The following is an 18,693-nucleotide window of genomic DNA, read 5'->3' as shown; positions in this document are numbered from 1 at the left end:
TCTAGGATGATTCTAAAGCTCTTCGTATAGCTTCTTGTACTCTTCAGCGGAAGCGTCCCAGCTGAAGTCAAGACCCATGTCGTGTACCATGAGAGCCTTCCAGTTGTCTTCGTCATACCAGCGGTCCAGGGCATTGGTGAGAGCTTGGCGCAGGTCTTCTCCCGTGAACTGGCTGAACACGAAACCGCTTCCGTCTCCCAGAGTGCAGTCCTGGATGGTGTCCGCCAGACCTCCCGTCTGCCTTACCACAGGAATGTTTCCGTATCTACAGCCGATCATCTGAGTCAGGCCGCAAGGCTCGGATCTGGAAGGAACGAGTATCACGGAACCGCCGGCGTATACCATGTGGGACAGAGGACCGTTGAACTGGATGAGGGATCTCACCTTATCCTGGTGGCGCTCCTGCAGTCCCTTGAAATAGTCTTCGTAATTTCTGTCCCCTGTGCCGAGCACCACGAACTGTACATCTCTGGATGCCAGCACGCTGTCCATGATCTCCATCACGAGATCGATGCCCTTTGGAGCTACCAGCCTGGATATCATGGTGATCACCGGAACATCCTTTACAGGGAGGCCGATGGCGGACTGGAGGGCGTGGCGGCAGGCTGTCTTGCCGGACACGTCATCAGGCCCGAAAGGCGCCGCGATGTACGGATCGTTCTTCGGATCGTAGAGCTTGGTGTTTATGCCGTTTGTGATGCCTCTCAGCTTGTGGGCGTTCATGTTGATGATGTCCCCGAGGCCGAAGGCCTTTGCCGGATCCCTGAGCTCCTGGGCGTATGTAGGGCTCACGGTGGTGACCTCGTTGGCACACTCGATGGCGCCCTTCATCAGGTTGATGCTGTCGCCGAACTCCAGGAATCTGTTTTCAGAGGCAGGAAGCCCGATTATGGAATCCAGGGCGTCGGTGGAGTACTGCCCCTGGTACTCGATGTTGTGTATGGTGAATACGGTCTTCAGATCCTCACGGCGTATGAGGGAGTTCTGGAAGACCGGTATGAGGGCTGTCTGCCAGTCGTTGCAGTGTATTATGTGAGGATAGAACCCGGATACTTCCATGGCCTCGAAGACAGCTCTCGAGAAGTAGCTGAATCTCTCACCGTCGTCGTAATAGCCGTAGAGACCGGCTCTCTTGAAGTAGTATTCGTTGTCCACGAAGTAGTATGTGACGCCGTTCTGCTTCAGCTGGAAAAGTCCCATGTACTGGTTCCTCCAGGCCACAGGCACGTTGGCGGTGCCCATGAAGACCATGCGGTCTCTCACGGACTGAGGAATCTTTTCGTAGAGCGGCATGATGACTCTGCAGTCCACTCCCATGGATACGAGAGCCTCAGGGAGGGAGCCGGAAACCTCACCGAGCCCTCCGGTGTTTGCGAAAGGAACACATTCTGAGGTGGCGAAGAGGACCTTGATCTTGTTCTTCTGCTCTGTCATTTTCTTTTCCTCTTTTGCAGCCGCAGCCTTTTGATCTGCGGCCTTGGATGACGCTGATGAAGCCTTTGACGTTCCGGTTTTTGACTTAGCCGCCGACGACTTTGTCTTAGCCCTCGAAGCGCCGGACTTTGCCGACTTGGAGCCGGAAGACTTTTTCTTTATCGTACCTGTAGCTGCAGCGGGCTTCGTCTCGGACGCCGCACCCTTTCTGGTGGCCTTTTTCCTGGTTTTCTTCGTTGCCTCATTCGTGGTCTCTGCCATATTCATTCCCCTTTCTCATATCTCGTATATCGATAAGGTGAAAATATTTACAAAGTTTATTTACATCCGCCGTGCCGGACGGGCGGCGTGATGTGCTCTGTTGAACGCCTTGATTATACTACATTTTCCAGGGGGCTTACATCACAGGGGATGTTAAGATTTCGTGAATCGGCGGGAGGGCGGCCCATTTCATTGAAATGACTTCACGTTTGGAATATTATAATCATAACAAATATTAACGAGATCGGTTGGCAGTCCTCACAGGAATTCCGCGGCGGGGAGGCGAATATTTATGCAGAAAAAGACGGCCATCGCGAAAGATGATAATTCCCAGCACAGATACCTGTTCCACAAGGGAAGAGATTACAGGGCCTACGAGTACTTTGGAGCCCACAGGACCGCAGCAGACGGAAAAGAAGGTTTCGTGTTCCGGGTGTGGGCGCCGCGGGCTGTGGAGGTCTCCCTCGTGGGATCCTTCAATGAGTGGGATCTTGAGAAAGGGAAGATGCACACCTTGGAGACCGACAGCAGTATATACGAGCTCTTTTCCCCGGATGCCGCTCTGGGAGATCTCTACAAGTTCGCCATAACATCGGATGATGGGAAAACCGTCTACAAGGCGGATCCTTATGGCTTCGCCTCGGAAAAAGATGTGGACGGACAGCTCAACATGAGGGCCTCCGTGGTCAGGGACATCAGCGAGCCCTTTGAGTGGCACGACGAGCAGTGGATAGAAAAGAGAGACAGCAGCAATCCATATGAGTCTCCAATGAACATATACGAGGTCCATCTCGGATCCTGGAGGCGCCACGAAGACGGGAGCTACCTTTCATACGAAGAGCTGGCGGATCAGCTGATCCCATATGTGCACCACATGGGGTACACCCACATAGAGCTGCTCCCGGTGATGGAGCATCCTTTTGATGGATCCTGGGGATATCAGGTGACAGGATACTACAGCGTCACATCCAGATATGGAGATGCGGACGGCTTCAGGATCCTGGTGGACAGGGCCCACGAGGCCGGGATAGGAGTGATCCTGGACTGGGTGCCGGCCCACTTCCCAAAAGACGAGTTCGGGCTCATCAACTTCGACGGGCACCCGCTTTACGAATACACGGATCCTCTGAAGATGGAGCACAAGGGCTGGGGCACCAGGGCCTTCGACTTCGGCAGGCCGGAGGTGGTCAGTTTCCTGATCTCTAACGCCTTTTATTACTGCGACTGCTTCCACGCGGACGGACTGAGGGTTGATGCAGTTGCCGCTATGCTCTACCTGAACTACGACAGAGCGGACGGTGAATGGACGCCTAACGACGAGGGAGGAGTGGAGAACAAGGAGGCGATAGCCTTTTTCCAGAACCTCAACCAGGACATTCTCACCAACCACAAGGGCGTCGTCATGATCGCCGAAGAGTCCACAGCCTGGCCGAACGTCACGAAACCGCCTTCAGTGGGAGGCCTCGGGTTCAATTTCAAGTGGAACATGGGGTGGATGAACGACGTGCTGGACTACTTCCAGACGGATCCCCTTTTCAGGAAGGGTGTCCACAACAAGCTGACTTTCGCCATAACCTATGCATATAGTGAAAACTACATACTTCCGGTCTCTCACGATGAGGTGGTCCACGGGAAGAAGTCTCTTCTGGATAAGATGCCGGGAGAATACGAGGACAAGTTCAAGGGCCTTAAGAGTTTCCTGGTGTACATGTACACTCATCCGGGAAAGAAGCTGACCTTTATGGGTACCGAGATCGCCCAGTTCACCGAGTGGAACGAAGAGAAGGAGCTGGACTGGATGCTCCTGGACTACGAGACTCACAGAAGCGTCAGAGAGTTCGTCAGGGTACTCAACCACTACTATCTGAACACTCCGGCGCTGTGGAAGACGGATGATGACTTCAACGGTTTCAACTGGATCGACGCGGATAACGCGTCGGACAACGTTTACACGTACTTCCGCATCCTCGGGGAGGTCCAGGAGAAAAAGGAGAAGTCACACGAGAAGAAAAAGAAGGGCGAGAAGGGCGCCGACAGGCGTGATGTGGTCCTTACGGCTCTCAACCTGTCCGGAAAGGGGTTTGAGGAATACGACATTGGAGTCCCTGATGGAAGAGGTTATCAGATCGTCGTAAATACTGAGACAGACGGTGAAGAAGATCCCGCTGCCTCAGAGAAAAATAAAATGTTTTATCCTGTGAAGCCGGGAGCTGTGAACGGCTATGAGCAGCACATCACGGTGAAGCTCCCTGCATTGTCCGCTGTTATCCTTGAAAGAATCGTTTGAGAAAGGCAGATAGCATGACCAGAAAGAAACAATGCATCGCCATGCTCCTGGCGGGAGGCCAGGGCAGCAGGCTGGCACCACTTACAGCCAACATCGCCAAGCCGGCGGTGAACTTTGGCTCCAGGTACAGAATCATCGACTTCTCCCTGTCCAACTGTGTCAACTCCGGAATAGACACTGTGGGAGTTCTGACACAGTATCAGCCCATGGAGCTGAATGACTATCTTGGAATGGGAGGCCCCTGGAATCTGGACATCCAGTTCGGAGGACTCCACGTGCTTCCTCCGTATCAGGCCGTAAAAGGTGGAGACTGGTTCAAGGGGACCGCCAACGCCATTTACCAGAACATCAGATTTATAAAGAGATATGATCCTGACTACGTCCTCATACTGTCCGGGGATCACATCTACAAGATGGATTACTCCATAATGCTGCAGGAGCACATAGAGAACAACGCGGACTGCACCATCGCAGTCATAGATGTTCCCATCGAAGAGGCGCCGCGCTTCGGCATCATGAACACGGACAGCAAGGGGAGAATACTTGAATTTGAGGAAAAACCTCCTCATCCCAGGAGCACCCAGGCGTCCATGGGGGTATACATCTTCAGGACAGACAAGCTTATCAGATATCTTGAAAGGGATGAGGCAGACCTTGATTCATCCAACGATTTCGGTAAAAATGTGATCCCTGCCATGCTGAAAGACGGGCAGCGCATGTTCGCTTATCTCTACAAGGGATACTGGAGAGATGTGGGAACGCTGAAGTCTTTCTGGGATGCCAACATGGATGCTATAGGAGACGACCATGAGCTCCGGCTCAACGACCCGGGCTGGAGGATCTTCTTCAGGCACTCCTTCAACAGGCCGCAGTATGTCGGCCCGGGAGCGCAGATCAGAAGGTCCATATGCGGAGACGGCAACGACATCTACGGATCCGTTTATCATTCGGTGATCTTCAACAAGATAAACATGCACCCGGGAGCCTCCGTCAGTGACAGCATAATCATGAGCGATGTCCAGCTCATGGAGGACTGCAGCGTGAACTGCGCCATCGTGGACAGGGGCGCCAGGATCGGAAAGGGCGCTGTGATCGGTGAAAAAGGAAAAGAGGATGAACTGACGGTCATCGCCAGAGATGTGGAGATAGGTCCCGGTGTCGTGATAAAGCCGGGAGAGATCGTCACTGAGGACAGACTTTAGAGACAGGGGGTTGAGAATATGGTGAAAAACAAAATGGCTGGCCTGATCTTCGGAGACTCCTACGATGTTGAACTGAAGGAGATGCTGGACAAGCGCACTCTGGCGGGGATCCCCTTCGGAGCCCGGTACAGGGTTATAGACTTTTTCCTGTCCGACATGGCAAACGCCAGCATAACCAATATAGGAGTGATAGTCACACAGAAGTATCTGAGCCTGGTGAGACATGTGAATTCAGGCGCCCCATGGGATCTGGACAGGAAAAATTCAGGCATAAACTTCCTGCCTCCGTTCAATTCCAACGATGTGAAGGCTGTATACGAGAACCGGCTGGAGGCCATGCAGGCAAACCTGCCGTGGCTCAGGACCGTGGAGGAAGAGTATATCCTGTTGACCAGCTGCAATTACGTGGCGAATATAGACTTCAGCAGGATGATGGACTTCCATCAGAAGTCAGGCGCTGTTATTACGGCCCTGTACACGAAAAACCATCAGAACAAGAAAGACGGCGTTGAGATCACCGAGTTTGACGTAGACGCAAACGGAGTCGTGGAGGATTGCAGGATCTCCAGCGAGCTGATCAAGGGGCTGGAGATCGGGCTGAACGCCTACATCATGAAGACGTCAGATCTGATCAAGTGTGTTGAGGACAGCATCAAAAAGGGCCAGAACAGCTTCAGGCGTGACATTCTCATGCCTGCCATAAAGCACGGCAGGGTCATGGGATACGAGGCAGAGGATGAAGTGCTGTTCATGGATGACATATCCTGCTACCTGAAGAGCAACCTGGCACTGCTGAATAAAGACGTGAGGGATTCCATATTCGCCCACGAGGACCGGCCTGTGATGACGAAGGTCAAAGACAGCCCTCCTACGAGGTACGGAGAAAACGCGGTAGTGGAGAATTCTCTCATCGCAGATGGAGTGATAGTCGAAGGTACTGTGAGGAATTCCATCATCTTCAGGGGCGCTGTGATCGGAAAGGGTACAGTTGTGGAAAACAGCCTCATCATGCACGACAGCAAGGTGGGGGAGAACTGCACCCTGAATTACACGGTGGTGGACAGGAATTCGGTGATCCACGACGACAGGAGCCTTTCGGGATACATAACGCATCCGTTCTATCTCGAATACAACGGAAGGGTCTGAGTTCAAAGTAAAAGCAAGTGACAGCCGGCATCATGGCCGGCTGTTCAGGTATTGGAGCTGCATCAAGTGAAAAAAGAATCGGTTATTTTCAATTCCAGGGACGGCAGGTTCAAGAAGCCGACGGGCGCCATCCGGTCAGGAGATGTCCTGGAGCTCAGGATATACGTTCACTCCGATCTGGATCCTCTGGGCGTGAGAGTTTTCTTCCTGTACGACCGCCACACGCAGCCTGCCCTCTACGAGATGGATCCGGCAGGTACCGGAGCTGCGGACGGCAGCTATATACAGTACGAGACGTCTTTTCCTGTCTACGATACCGGGTTGTACTGGTATTATTTTCAGATCGAGACGGGGAAGGGGATCATCAACGTCGGCCGTGACGGAGGTACTGGCTGCATGATCACGGGCAGTCCCATGAGCTGGCAGCAGACCGTCTACAAAAGGGAATATCAGATCCCGGGATGGCTCCAGGGAGGGATCATATATCACATTTTCGTGGACAGGTTTTCCAGGTCAGCAGGATACGACGAGCTTAAGGAGAGGCTGAAGCTCGCGCCCACTGCAAATTCCCCGGAGAGACACCTCCACCACATCTGGGGACAGCAGCCTGACTATAAGCCGGTGAACGGCAGGATAATGAACAACGACTTTTACGGGGGAGACCTGCAGGGGATAATATCCCGGCTGGATTACCTGAAGGAACTCGGCGTCACCTGCATCTACCTTAGCCCTATCTTCCGGGCCTATTCAAACCACAAGTACGACACCATGGACTACATGGAGATAGATCCGTCCTTCGGCACCGAAGATGACTTCAGGGAGCTCTGCGAAAAGGCCGGGGGAATGGGCATGCGCGTCATCCTGGACGGCGTCTTCGCCCACACGGGTTCTGATTCGGTCTACTTCGACCGCGAACATCGCTTCGGCGGCGGGGCGTACGGAGACCCGGAAAGTTCCTACAGAGACTGGTACTTTTTCCACCCGGACGGCACCTACGACACCTGGTGGGGCATAGACACGCTGCCAAAGCTGAACAAGGAGGATCCCGGATACCGCCGGTTCATCTGCGGCGAAGATGGCGTAGCACGAAAATGGCTGCGTGCCGGGGCTTCCGGATGGAGGCTGGACGTGGCAGATGAGCTGCCGGTGGACTTCCTTGAAGAGCTGACAGAGGCCGTGAAGGATGAGAAGCCCGACGCACTGGTCCTGGGAGAAGTGTGGGAGGACGCCTCCTCCAAGGTGGCCTACGGCCAGCGAAAAAACTATTTCGAAGGGAACAAGCTGGATTCGGTGATGAATTATCCGCTCAGGCAGGGTATCATAGACTTCGTGAGGGGCGGTCATCCGGGCCTACTGGTCGGCACCGTGGAGCAGCTCCAGGAAAATTACCCTCCCGAGGTCACGAGCTGCCTCATGAACATCCTGGGTACGCACGACACGCAGCGGATCATCACGGCCCTGGCAGGGCAGATCCCGCCCGGGAACGCTTCCATGGACTGGATGGCGTCGGCGGCACTGAGCGCCCGCGAGCGCAGCGAGGGAAGGCGCCTTCTCAAGATCGCTTCCGCTCTTCAGATGACCCTTCCCGGGGTGCCGTGCATCTACTACGGAGACGAGACCGGCATGGAGGGCTATCGTGATCCCTTCAACCGCGGTTGCTTCCCTTGGAACGATGTGGACGAGGATCTGGTCGGCTGGTACAGGCGGCTCAGCATGATCCGCAGGGAGCACTACGTGTACCGGTCCGGCGGCTACCGCACGGTACAGGCGATAGAGGGGCTTTATGCCTTTCAGCGTTTCCTTACGGAGGGAGACAGGGAGAGGCTGGAAAAGGGAAATATGCCCGCTGACGGAGGCTCCTTCAGTTACGCATCTGTCATCACGGCGGCAAACTGCGGGGGATCAGCGGAAGAGCTCCATCTCACAGGAAGCTGGTGCGACCTGCTGACCGGACGTGTCCTGTGTGGCAACACATCCGTGCTCCCGGGAGAGCTGATGATACTGGAAGAGGCGCCTGGAGACATACTTGGACAGGAATGATCTTTAAGAATAACGTGTACGAGGAGACAAAAAATGAGCTATATCGATGAATACATGAAGTGGCTGAACAGCCCTGTGGTGGACGAGGAGACAAAGGGGGAGCTGAAGGCCCTGGATGGAAACGACGATGAGATCCGCCTCCGCTTCTCGGGAATGATGAACTTCGGCACCGCGGGACTCAGGGAAGTCATGAGAGCAGGAATGAACGGCATGAACGTCTATACCGTGAGATATGCCACCCAGGGGCTGGCTGACCTGATAAGAAACTGCGGGGAGAATGTGGGAGGAGGAGTGACCATATCCTACGATTCCAGGAACAACAGCAGACGTTTTGCCGAGGAGTCGGCCGGAGTCCTTGCGGCCAACGGGATACACGTAAACATTTTCGACGAGCTGAGACCGACGCCTGAGCTCAGCTTCGCTCTGAGGGAGACTGGTTCCGTCGCCGGGATCAACATTACCGCAAGCCACAACACGAAGGAATACAACGGCTACAAGGTCTACTGGTCTGACGGGGCACAGCTCCCGCCTGAACACGCCGCTCAGGTATCGGCCTCAATGGAAAGGAACGACATCTTCGACGACGTCATGACCATGGGGTTCGAAGAAGGGATAGAAAAGGGACTGATCACCGTCATCGGACGAGATATCGATGAAAAGTACATGTCGAAGGTCCTGGAGCAGTCGGTGGGCGGAAAGTACGTCGAAAAGGCGGCAGATGACTTCACCATCATCTATACGCCTTTCCATGGCACCGGATACAAGCTGGTGCCTGAAGTCCTGAAGAGACTGGGCATGAAACACGTTCTCACCGTCCCTGAGCAGATGGTGATCGACGGTGATTTTCCTACCGTGAAGTCACCGAACCCGGAATACATCGAAGGATTCCACCTGGCCGTGGACATGGCCAGGAAAAATAACGTGGACCTTATCATTGGCACGGATCCTGACGGGGACCGCTGCGGGATCGTGGTGAGAAACGGAGATGACTACGAGACCCTGACGGGAAACCAGATAGGCGTTCTGCTGCTCAACTACCTCATAACAGCCAGGAGAGAGCAGGGCACGTTGCCGGAGAACGCCGCGGCCGTTAAGAGCATCGTTTCCACCACCATGGCAAACGAGATCTGCAGGGCAAACGGCGTCGAGATCTTCGAGACCCTGACGGGCTTCAAGTACATAGGAGAAAAGATAAAGGAGTTCCAGGCCTCTGGAGGCCACACATTCCTCTTCGGATTCGAGGAGAGCAACGGCTACCTTGCCGGAACGTACGCGAGAGACAAGGACGCCGTGGTGGCATCCATGCTCATCGCCGAGATGGGCTGCATGTACAAGCTGAGAGGGATGAGCCTGTATCAGGGGATGCAGGAGCTCTACGAAAAATACGGATATTTCAAGGAAGGTGTCGTTTCGGTCCCGTTCACGGGGCTGGGCGCCAGGGAGAAGATGTCCTCCATCATGGACGGTCTCCGCAGCGATCCGCCTGAAAAGCTCTGCCAGAAGGTGGACAGGATAAGGGACTACAAGACCGGGGAGATCCGGGACCTGAGAGATGGTTCTGTATCATCCACAGGCCTCCCGGAGAGCAACGTCCTCTTCTACGATCTGGAGGGAGGCTGCTCCATGATAGTTCGCCCTTCTGGTACAGAGCCTAAGGTGAAGCTGTACATCATGACTAAGGGGAAGGACGGCAGAGAGGCAGAAGAACTCTTCGAAAAGATAAAAACAGAAGGGATGAAGCGCCTGTCATAGGCGCGATCCCTCCTGCGGTGTTCCGTGTTAGTTGTTCCTCCCACACCTCCTGCATGAGCTCCTTATGGATGCGGCGAGCTCAGGAGTGAAAGCATCTTTTTCCATGCGCCACTCCCAGTTTCCTTTTACCGTGCCAGGGGTGTTGATCCGCCCCTGCGAGCCGAGAAGGAGATAGTCCCCCATAGGGATGATGCACATGTAAGCCCTGGTCATGAGGGCGTTCTGCATCAGTGAGATGGCGGCTGACTGGGAACTGAACACCGGGGCTCTGCCGGCGGCGGACATGCGGATGCCTTCTCTCTCTCTCAGGTAGAGAGTGATCTTCTCACGTGTGCCCTGGTCGAGCGAGCTGAACCATCCGACGGAGGTGTCGTTATCGTGGGTGCCGGTGTAGACTACGCTTTCTTCCCTGATGTTTTCGGGGAGATACGGGTTGTCCGGATCGCCGTCGAAGGCGAACTGGAGGACCTTCATACCGGGGAGACCGGCGGCCCTGACCATCTCCACCACATCGTCTGTAATGAATCCGAGGTCCTCGGCTATGAGATCACATGGCCCGAGGGCCTTTTCTACTGCGCGGAAAAACTCCAGGCCAGGGCCTGCCTCCCAGTGTCCGTGAAGTCCGGTGGCCTCTCCTGCAGGCACGGAATAGTAGGCGCAGAAGCCCCTGGTATGGTCCAGCCGCAGTGTGTCGAACATAGATAAATTGTGCTTTATCCTGGAGATCCACCAGCTGAAGTCGGTATTCTGGTGGTATTTCCAGTCGTAGAGCGGGTTGCCCCATACCTGCCCCTCCGGATTGAAACCATCTGGGGGCGCACCGGAAACGTCGGCCCGCTTAAGGTCGGAGTCCAGCTGGAAGAGCTCAGGATGGGCCCAGCAGTCCGCACTCTCGTAGGCCGCATATATCGGGAGATCGCCGATGATATTTATCCCTCTCTGATGAGCAAATCTGAGAATGGCATTCCATTCCTGGAAGAACTCGAACTGGAGCCATTTGTTCATGTCGATGAGCTTCCAGTGCTTCGAAGTCCACCGCTTCAGGGCATCCGGATCCCGGAAGCGCAGCTCATCCGGCCAGCGGTCCCATGAGCTGGTGCCGAATACGGTGCTCATGGACTCGAAGAGTGCGTAGTCCTCGAGCCAGAAGCGGTTTTCCTGTTCGAAATCCGCGTAATCCTGATCCGGGACGAAGCGGTCGAAGGCCTTCTGGAAAATGTATTCTCTTCCATTTCTAACGGCATGGTAATTCACTGCCCTCAGGGAGCGCGAGCCGGAAGCCTCCGGAGATGCCTTCATGATCCCCTTCATCTCCACCACCTCTCGCGGTGTGATGAGATTTTTTTCCAGGAGACGTACAGGATCGATGTATATCGGATCACCTGCGAAGCAGGATCGTGGCTGGTAGGGGGAATTTCCCTCGCCCACGGGCCCGAGTGGGAGTATCTGCCATCGCGACTGCCCGGCGACCGCCAGCATGGTGATGAACTCCCGGGCCTCCTTGTCGAAGCATCCAATGCCGTGCTCCGATGGAAGGGAAAAAACCGGCATCAGTATGCCGGCACATCTGCGTCTGTCTCTCGTTTGAAGTGCTGCGCTCATTGGCACGCCCGTCCTTTCTCGGAAAAGATTCCGACCAATGATACCACAAGTTAGACAATCCTTGAATCAGATATTATAATCATTACGCATGAGTTTCAGAACCAGTAAGGAGATGACGATGGATATCAAAGCAGATCTCACATACGGTGGACTTGATGTCAGAGCGATAGAAAAGAGAAGGAAAGATGTGGCCGGTGCCCTGGACAGACTGTGGTCAGGCGAGCTTCATTTTACCGGCTGGGTCAACGACCCTCACACGTTTACGGATGAGATGGTCAGAGAGCTGGAGGACACGGCGGCAGAGATACGCGGAAAAAGCGATTTCTTCGTCGTTCTGGGTGTTGGCGGCTCCTTCATGGGTGCGAAGGCCGTCATAGACCTGCTGGAGCCTGTGGATGAAAAAGACAGGACCAGGGTGATCTTCGCCGGGTACAATTTCAGCGGAAGGTATATACAGGAGGTAAAGCGGCAGATCGGTGACAGCGACTTCTCCCTGTGTGTTATCTCGAAATCCGGGAGCACCACGGAGACGCTCAGCGCTTATGGCATCTTCAAGGAGATGATGCTTGAAAAATACGGGCCGGATGAGACGGCGAAAAGGACTTACGTGGTCACGGAGCACAAGTCCAGCTTCCTCTTCGATCAGGCTTCTGAAGAGGGGTGCAGGATCTTCGACCTTGCCCTGGATATCGGAGGACGGTATTCTGTGCTCACGCCGGTGGGGCTCCTGCCGATCGCCGTCGCCGGCATCGATATCGAGAAGATCATGAAGGGTGCCCGGAGCATCGCAGACAAGGAGTCCTTCGCTGGTGACGGGCTGGATTACAGCATCGCCAGAAACCTTCAGTATGAAAAGGGAAAGAAGATCGAGGTGTTCGAGTTCTTCGATCCGTATTTCGCGTACTTCGGCGAATGGCTCAAGCAGCTCTTCGGCGAGAGCGAGGGCAAAGATGGGAAAGGACTTTTCCCGGCCTCTCTCATGTTCAGCCGCGATCTCCATTCCATGGGACAGTTCCTGCAGCAGGGGACACAGTGCTTCTTCGAGACATTCATAACCGCCGATGAGGCGGCCGCCGATGAGAGGATCCCGGACATCGCCATGAAGCCTTTTGCGGGAAAAACAATAGAGCAGATCAACAGGTGCGCCGTGAACGGCGTTGCCGACGCCCACATCAAGGCTGGCATTCCGGTGATCCGGATAAGCGTGCCGAGGGTCGACGAGGAGATCACGGGCGAGCTGCTGTATTATTTCGAGATCCAGTGCGGGGTCTCCGCTCTCCTTTCGGGAGTGGATCCTTTTGACCAGCCGGGAGTTGAAGCATACAAGAAAGAGATGAGGAGCTACATCGAGGCCCTCTAGAAACGGGAGTTAATGTTGAAGACTATATACTTTGCAGGGGGATGCTTCTGGGGGACCCAGAAATTCTTCGATCAGTTCGACGGCGTGGTGTCCACGACGGTGGGATACGCCAACGGCAGGACAGATCATCCGACCTATGAGCAGCTGTACAGGACCGGCCATGCTGAGACGGTGAAGGTGGACTACGATCCCTGGAGGATCACCCTTCCGGAGCTCCTGGACTACTTCTTCATGGTGATCGACCCGACTTCGCTCAACAGGCAGGGCGCGGACATGGGGACCCAGTACAGGACTGGAGTTTACTACACAGACCAGGAGCAGAGACCTATCATTAGGGCCGCCTTCAAGAAGGCCCAGAAGAACTACGATGATCCCATCGTGGTGGAGGCTCAGGAGCTTGAGAACTTCTGGCCGGCGGAGGAGTACCACCAGAAATATCTGGACCGCAACCCGGGGGGATACTGCCACATCTCAGGAAGGTCCTTTGATCTTCAGAAGAAGAGAAAAGAGAGATCCATGCGTTTCTACCTGCTGCGCCACGGGCGCACGGAGCTGAACCTGGAGCGGCGTCTCCAGGGGAGGATGGACATCCCGCTGAACGATACGGGCAAGGAGCAGGCGAGGGAAATGGCAGAGGTGGTCAGGGAAAAGGGGATCACCTTTGACAGGATCTACTGCAGCCCGCTGATCCGTGCGATCCAGACCTGTGAACTGGTCACGGGTGTGAGCAGGGAGGACTTCATCATCGAAGACCGCCTTGCTGAGATGTCCTTCGGCCCGATAGAGGGGCAGAAATACGCGGAACTCACGGACGACCAGAAATACTTTTTCACGGCACCCGAGAAATACGTTCCACTTGAGGGCGGAGAGACATACCAGGAGCTGACCGCAAGGCTCATGGGCCTGATGAATGAACTCAAAGACACGGCTCCCGGGAAGAACATCCTCCTCACGTCCCACGGGACGGCCATCCATTCCATACTGTCGGCTATCAGGGACAAGGATCTTGAGTATTTCTGGGACGAGAACGTGGGAAACTGCGATATCTATATCATCGACGTGGTGGACGGCGAGTTCCTGATAAGGGACGAGAAGCTTTCAATACCGTCAGGACTCATCCCGAGGGGAGTGTCATTCAGGAAGTGAGCCCGGTCCGATGTCCTGCATCCAGGCCGTGACCGGCTTCGGAGAATTGTATACAGGGGAGAGAAAAATATGATCGGAATTATTGATGTAGGCGGCGGCCTGAGAGGGATCTTCGGCGCCGGAGTTACGGATTTCCTCATGGACAGGAAGATCATGCTTGATTACTGCATCGGCGTTTCCGCCGGCAGCGCCAACCTGTGCTCCTACGAGGCGGGCCAGATGTTCAGGAATTATGATTTCTACACCGACTACTGCTTCAGGGGAGAGACCATGAGCTGGCACAATTTCGCAAAGACCGGCTCATATGTGGACCTCGAGTACACATATGGCGAGCTTTCTGCAGATGACGGTGAATATCCGCTGGACTACGAGGCCATGAGCAGCTGCAGGTCGCCATTTGTGATCGTGGCAACAAACGCGGAGACCGGGATGCCGAGGTATTTCACCAAGGAGGACATGTCCAACGGAGACTACAGGGTGATAATGGCGTCATCAACGGTCCCGGTGATCAACAAGCCGTACGAGATAGGCGGTGTGAAATACCTGGACGGAGGTCTGAGCGATCCCATCCCTTACAAGAAGGCCTTTGAGGACGGATGCGACGCCCTCGTGGTGGTCCTTACGAGGCCGAAAGGCGAGTGGAGAAAGCCGGATAAGGATGAGGCTTTCGCAAGGGTGCTGAACTTCAGCTATCCCGAGTCGGCGAAGCGCCTGTGGGAGAGGGCCGATCTCTACAACACACAGATGGCCGAGGTGATGCAGCTTGAGGCAGACGGGGATGTCCTGATCGTGGCTCCCGAGGACATCAGCGGCCTGAAGACCCTGACCAGGAACATCGACCAGCTGAAGAGCCTTTACAGGCAAGGACTCGTCGCTGCTCAAGCAATCCCGAATTTCCTTAAATACCACGGCTGGACGGGAGATCAGAAGTAGGTCGTTAACACGAAATGAAAAAAGGGCAGATCTTCGCACATACTGCGGGGATCTGCCCTTTTTTTTCAGCTGCCGCGAGGCTGCGGGAGCATCAGCGCGGCGCTCTTCGCAATTTCTCACGCCGTGCCAGCTTTCCCCTGCGCGTGTCTACTTGTTCTTTTCCTTCAGGAATTCGATGTACTCCCTGCCCCACACTTCGATGCTGTCGAGCACTGGTTTGAACCTGGCCCCGATGTCGGTCAGGGAGTACTCCACCCGTGGCGGGACCTCCGGATACACGGTCCTGGAGACAAGGCCTTCTGCTTCCAGAGCTTTCAGCTGGTTCGACAGCGTAGCCTGGGTGATGTCGATCTCGCGCTGGATCTGGTTGAATCTCTTCGTTCCGTCGGCGAGTGTGTGGAGGATGAGAATGGCCCACTTTCCGGACAGCAGCTGCTGGGCGGTGACATAGGGACACATTCCGAACTGGTTTGCTTTTTCACATGTTTCTTTTTTCATGTCGTTTCCTCGAAATATCTGATCGCGGCGCAGGCCGCCGGGTGATAACAACGAAGTATATATTATTTAGTAAGTCGGGATTTTAGAGCTCTACTTCATTCCGGCACATCTCATGAACGAGATCGTCCATGATTTCAATATAGTGGCGCGCGACCTCTGAAAGTCTGGTATCTTTTCTGCTGATCCAGCCAAGTGTACATTTCATGGATTCATCGCTCATCGGGATGAATCTCAGTCCCTCGGCCTGGTAGAATTCCCGGTAGAGCTCGCGGTCGTCGGTCTCGATCAGGACGCCGTCTGTTTCCGCGACCAGCTTGAGGGCGCAGGCCAGGTCTGTCACCTGTATCACAGAGCGGAGTGGATCCCTTTTTTCCATAAATCTTTCCATTGAAAACTCCGTGACTGAATCGTAGTTCAGAAAATAAGGGAAACCGCTCAGATCTTCCAGGCTCACGCTTTCCACGTCTTTGGAAAGAAACTGATTGCGCGTTCCGACGACCGCGTACAGCCTGCGCTCCGTAAGTGGATGGAAGAGGACGCCTGCGTTTTCCATACGTGTCTCGGCGATAGATTCGCTGCCGTGGAAGAGAGAAACGACGCCGAGGTTTGCGATGCCTCTGGAGACCATGTCTATGAGAAGCTGCAGTTGTTCGAGTTTCATTTTTCCTCCCTGATGCTCCGGAATCACCGGAAATTATATATCGCCTGGCGTCAGGTCCGCAAGGACAGGCAGAGTGGTGTTCGGAATATTCGAACGCATCAGCACGTCAACTTGAACGGCCGGGATCCATTCATTCCGTGTATAATATTTCCGTATGATAAGCAAGAAGTTGAAAACGTTTTTCAGAGGGGGGTATTATGGCAGAAAAGATACTCGTAATAAATCCCGGTTCTACATCCACGAAAATCGCTTTGTTTGACGGCGAAAATCAGGAATTCGTTGAATCGGTGGACCATCCTGCGGAGGTGATAGGCTCATTCAAAACGATACCGGAACAGCTGGACATGCGCACAGATGTCGTTCGGGATACGCTGAAAGAGCATTCCGTGAGCATAGACGGCCTGGATGCGGTCATCGGCCGCGGCGGCATGCTGTACAACATCAAGGCAGGCGGGTACAAGGTCAACGATGACATGGTGAAAGCTCTGATGACCGGGCAGTGCTATCCCCATGCATCAAACCTCGGGGCGCTTATAGCCTCGCGCATAGCGAGTCAGGCGGGCATTCCCGCATTTATTTCCGACTGCGTCACCGCAGACGAGTGGGACGACATCGCCAGAATATCCGGATCCGCTGCACTGACCAGGGTGCCGGGATGCCACGTTCTCAATCAGAAGGCGGTGGGGAGGATCGTCGCCGGGAAATACAACAGATCCTACGATGAGGTGAACATGGTGATCCTTCACATGGGTGGAGGAGTTTCTGTTGGCGCCCATGATCATGGAAAGATCGTGGACAACGTCAGGGATGACGAAGGAGCCTTCTCGCCACAGCGTACCGGTGAGCTGCCGCTGATGCAGTTCCTTCAGATGGCAGAGAGGGAGCACTACTCCATCGATCAGCTCAAGTCCATGGTACGTGGAAAAGGTGGGGTCACGTCTTACCTTGGGACTGCGGACATGCGCGAGGTAGAGAAGCGTGCAGGCAGTGGAGACGAAAAGGCGAAGCAGGTACTGGATGCATTTATTTACCAGGTGTCTAAGGACGCGGGTGCAATGGCTTCTGTTCTTTCTTTCGATGTCGACTGCATAGTTCTGACCGGCGGTATAGCATACTCCGAATACGTGACGAGCGGGATCTCGGCCAGAATAGGAAAGATCGCTCCGGTCGAGATCGTGCCGGGAGAGGACGAGATGAATGCGCTCTCCAGTGCTTGTCTGGCAATGCTGCGAGGTGAGATGGAGATAAAGGAATATAAGCTGAAGCAGTAAGAGCGACAGAACGGGTGATCCGGCATTTTCGTATGACCTTCCGGAGACGTCTGAGTATGGTGAAAGATACTTACTAAATGAAAAAATCCTTCTTGACGTAAACGCTGTGCAGTACGATGCTTTGAGCAAGTCAGAAAATTAAAGCGCAAATCGTCAAGACGATCCACCTTACAAAGGAAAAGAGGCTTTGGGCCGATGTTCCGGATCAGATAGGAGGTAGAAACATGAACGAAAAGAGAATGCCGGTGATATTCTCGGGACATGGCAGCCCTATGCTTGCACTTGAGGACACCGAGGTGACAAGAGGACTGAGGGCCATCGGAGATGAGGTCCTGGAGAAATTCGGAAGGCCGAAGGGTATCCTGGCGGTCTCCGCTCACTGGTACGCCTACGGTACCTATGTGCAGACGGAGGAGGAGCCGAAGCAGGTTTACGACATGTACGGGTTCCCTCAGGAACTCTACGATTTCAAGTATCCGGTGAAGGGCTCTCCCGATCTCGGGAACAGGGCTCTTGAGCTGATCAACAGCGCCGCTCCAGGTGGGATACAGGCGGGAGTGAACAACGACTGGGGCATCGACCACGGCACGTGGACGGTCCTCTGCCACATGTTCCCTAAGGCCGACATCCCGGTGGTACAGCTCACCGTCGATGCCTCCGCATCATCCGAGACCCTTTACGAACTAGGTCAGGCGCTGGCGCCGCTGAGGGACGATGGATATCTGATCTTCGCCAGCGGCAACGTGGTCCACAACCTCTCATATGTTGAGTGGGACAACAGGGGTGGCTCAAAGATGACGGAAGCCTTTAACAAAACTGTGAGAGACCTGGTGCTCGAGAGAGACGACAAGGCTGTGATGGAGTACAAGGCCCTGCCGTACACCCAGTATGCCGTGCCTACTCCTGAGCACTACCTGCCTCTCATTTACATGCTGGGCGCCGCGAAGGGAGAGAAGGCCCGAGTGTTCAACGACCACTGCGAGCTGGGGGCCATCGCCATGACCGGTTTTGCTTTTGGCCTGTAAAAAGAGGAGCCGCAGGGCAGGAATGTTTGCGGCCAAATAGTAAAGATAGCGCCGTGCGGTCAGTCATAGATAATA

General features: G+C 54.6%; 14 protein-coding genes. 10 read left to right on the top strand and 4 right to left on the bottom strand.

Annotated elements, in window-relative coordinates; genetic code table 11:
• Positions 1-12: 12 nt before the first annotated feature.
• On the bottom strand, positions 13-1,695 hold the full coding sequence (locus BQ7382_RS00575; RefSeq protein ID WP_235847902.1) for a glycogen synthase: 1,683 nt from the start codon (positions 1,693-1,695) through the stop codon (positions 13-15).
• A gap of 292 nt (positions 1,696-1,987) precedes the next feature.
• Here BQ7382_RS00575 and glgB point away from each other — a divergent pair, with 292 nt between their 5' ends.
• The 5 genes from glgB to BQ7382_RS00550 all read left to right on the top strand — a co-directional run bounded on the left by glgB (position 1,988) and on the right by BQ7382_RS00550 (position 10,122).
• Positions 1,988-3,982: a 1,4-alpha-glucan branching protein GlgB gene (gene glgB, locus BQ7382_RS00570; RefSeq protein ID WP_077389840.1), complete on the top strand. Its 1,995-nt coding sequence runs from the start codon at positions 1,988-1,990 to the stop codon at positions 3,980-3,982.
• A 14-nt stretch (positions 3,983-3,996) separates the two neighbouring features.
• Positions 3,997-5,184: a glucose-1-phosphate adenylyltransferase gene (locus tag BQ7382_RS00565; RefSeq protein WP_077389837.1), complete on the top strand. Its 1,188-nt coding sequence runs from the start codon at positions 3,997-3,999 to the stop codon at positions 5,182-5,184.
• Between the two features lie 18 nt (positions 5,185-5,202).
• Complete coding sequence (gene glgD, locus BQ7382_RS00560) at positions 5,203-6,330, top strand: glucose-1-phosphate adenylyltransferase subunit GlgD (RefSeq protein ID WP_077389834.1); 1,128 nt, start codon at positions 5,203-5,205, stop codon at positions 6,328-6,330.
• Between the two features lie 66 nt (positions 6,331-6,396).
• Positions 6,397-8,370, top strand: a complete 1,974-nt coding sequence (locus BQ7382_RS00555; protein WP_077389831.1) for a glycoside hydrolase family 13 protein — start codon at positions 6,397-6,399, stop codon at positions 8,368-8,370.
• A 33-nt stretch (positions 8,371-8,403) separates the two neighbouring features.
• Positions 8,404-10,122 carry a phospho-sugar mutase gene (locus BQ7382_RS00550; protein WP_077389828.1) on the top strand — a complete coding sequence of 573 codons (1,719 nt, stop codon included), beginning with the start codon at positions 8,404-8,406 and terminating at the stop codon, positions 10,120-10,122.
• Positions 10,123-10,149: 27 nt separating this feature from the next.
• Here the strand turns inward: BQ7382_RS00550 and malQ are convergent, their stop codons facing one another.
• Positions 10,150-11,724 (bottom strand): 4-alpha-glucanotransferase, encoded by a 1,575-nt coding sequence (gene malQ / locus BQ7382_RS00545; RefSeq protein WP_077389825.1) that lies wholly within the window; start codon positions 11,722-11,724, stop codon positions 10,150-10,152.
• Between the two features lie 118 nt (positions 11,725-11,842).
• On the opposite strand from malQ, the gene BQ7382_RS00540 reads away from it, so the two are divergent.
• The 3 genes from BQ7382_RS00540 to BQ7382_RS00530 all read left to right on the top strand — a co-directional run bounded on the left by BQ7382_RS00540 (position 11,843) and on the right by BQ7382_RS00530 (position 15,163).
• A complete protein-coding gene (locus BQ7382_RS00540) occupies positions 11,843-13,084 on the top strand; it encodes a glucose-6-phosphate isomerase (protein ID WP_159437172.1) in 1,242 nt (413 codons plus the stop codon).
• Positions 13,085-13,099: 15 nt separating this feature from the next.
• A complete protein-coding gene (msrA, locus tag BQ7382_RS00535; RefSeq protein ID WP_235847901.1) occupies positions 13,100-14,230 on the top strand; it encodes a peptide-methionine (S)-S-oxide reductase MsrA in 1,131 nt (376 codons plus the stop codon).
• Between the two features lie 69 nt (positions 14,231-14,299).
• Positions 14,300-15,163, top strand: coding sequence for a patatin-like phospholipase family protein (locus tag BQ7382_RS00530; protein ID WP_077389816.1), 864 nt, complete (start codon positions 14,300-14,302; stop codon positions 15,161-15,163).
• A gap of 147 nt (positions 15,164-15,310) precedes the next feature.
• On the opposite strand, the gene BQ7382_RS00525 is transcribed toward BQ7382_RS00530, so the two are convergent.
• Both BQ7382_RS00525 and BQ7382_RS00520 read right to left on the bottom strand, forming a co-directional pair.
• Positions 15,311-15,661, bottom strand: coding sequence for a winged helix-turn-helix transcriptional regulator (locus BQ7382_RS00525; RefSeq protein WP_077389813.1), 351 nt, complete (start codon positions 15,659-15,661; stop codon positions 15,311-15,313).
• Positions 15,662-15,743: 82 nt separating this feature from the next.
• Positions 15,744-16,322: a LysR family transcriptional regulator substrate-binding protein gene (locus tag BQ7382_RS00520; protein ID WP_077389810.1), complete on the bottom strand. Its 579-nt coding sequence runs from the start codon at positions 16,320-16,322 to the stop codon at positions 15,744-15,746.
• 197 nt (positions 16,323-16,519) lie between these two features.
• Between BQ7382_RS00520 and buk the strand changes: the two genes are divergently transcribed.
• Both buk and ygiD read left to right on the top strand, forming a co-directional pair.
• Positions 16,520-17,593: a butyrate kinase gene (buk, locus tag BQ7382_RS00515; protein ID WP_077389807.1), complete on the top strand. Its 1,074-nt coding sequence runs from the start codon at positions 16,520-16,522 to the stop codon at positions 17,591-17,593.
• A 224-nt stretch (positions 17,594-17,817) separates the two neighbouring features.
• Positions 17,818-18,618 (top strand): 4,5-DOPA-extradiol-dioxygenase, encoded by an 801-nt coding sequence (ygiD, locus tag BQ7382_RS00510; RefSeq protein ID WP_077389804.1) that lies wholly within the window; start codon positions 17,818-17,820, stop codon positions 18,616-18,618.
• The last annotated feature ends 75 nt before the right edge of the window (positions 18,619-18,693 follow it).

The organism is Mobilibacterium timonense, from assembly GCF_900155555.1.
Taxonomy (GTDB): Bacteria; Bacillota; Clostridia; order Peptostreptococcales; family Anaerovoracaceae; genus Allobaileyella; species Allobaileyella timonense.
Note: the sequence above shows the minus strand (reverse complement) of the source record. Positions and strands in the feature narration are given on the sequence as shown.

Bases quoted from the DNA above. Each gene is read 5' to 3' on its own strand.
- malQ (WP_077389825.1), bottom strand. From the start codon at position 11,724: ATGAGCGCAGCACTTCAAACGAGAGACAGACGCAGATGTGCCGGCATA.
- glgB (WP_077389840.1), top strand. From the start codon at position 1,988: ATGCAGAAAAAGACGGCCATCGCGAAAGATGATAATTCCCAGCACAGA.
- buk (WP_077389807.1), top strand. From the start codon at position 16,520: ATGGCAGAAAAGATACTCGTAATAAATCCCGGTTCTACATCCACGAAA.
- BQ7382_RS00530 (WP_077389816.1), top strand. From the start codon at position 14,300: ATGATCGGAATTATTGATGTAGGCGGCGGCCTGAGAGGGATCTTCGGC.
- BQ7382_RS00525 (WP_077389813.1), bottom strand. From the start codon at position 15,661: ATGAAAAAAGAAACATGTGAAAAAGCAAACCAGTTCGGAATGTGTCCC.
- BQ7382_RS00550 (WP_077389828.1), top strand. From the start codon at position 8,404: ATGAGCTATATCGATGAATACATGAAGTGGCTGAACAGCCCTGTGGTG.
- BQ7382_RS00540 (WP_159437172.1), top strand. From the start codon at position 11,843: ATGGATATCAAAGCAGATCTCACATACGGTGGACTTGATGTCAGAGCG.
- BQ7382_RS00575 (WP_235847902.1), bottom strand. From the start codon at position 1,695: ATGGCAGAGACCACGAATGAGGCAACGAAGAAAACCAGGAAAAAGGCC.
- glgD (WP_077389834.1), top strand. From the start codon at position 5,203: ATGGTGAAAAACAAAATGGCTGGCCTGATCTTCGGAGACTCCTACGAT.
- ygiD (WP_077389804.1), top strand. From the start codon at position 17,818: ATGAACGAAAAGAGAATGCCGGTGATATTCTCGGGACATGGCAGCCCT.
- BQ7382_RS00520 (WP_077389810.1), bottom strand. From the start codon at position 16,322: ATGAAACTCGAACAACTGCAGCTTCTCATAGACATGGTCTCCAGAGGC.
- BQ7382_RS00565 (WP_077389837.1), top strand. From the start codon at position 3,997: ATGACCAGAAAGAAACAATGCATCGCCATGCTCCTGGCGGGAGGCCAG.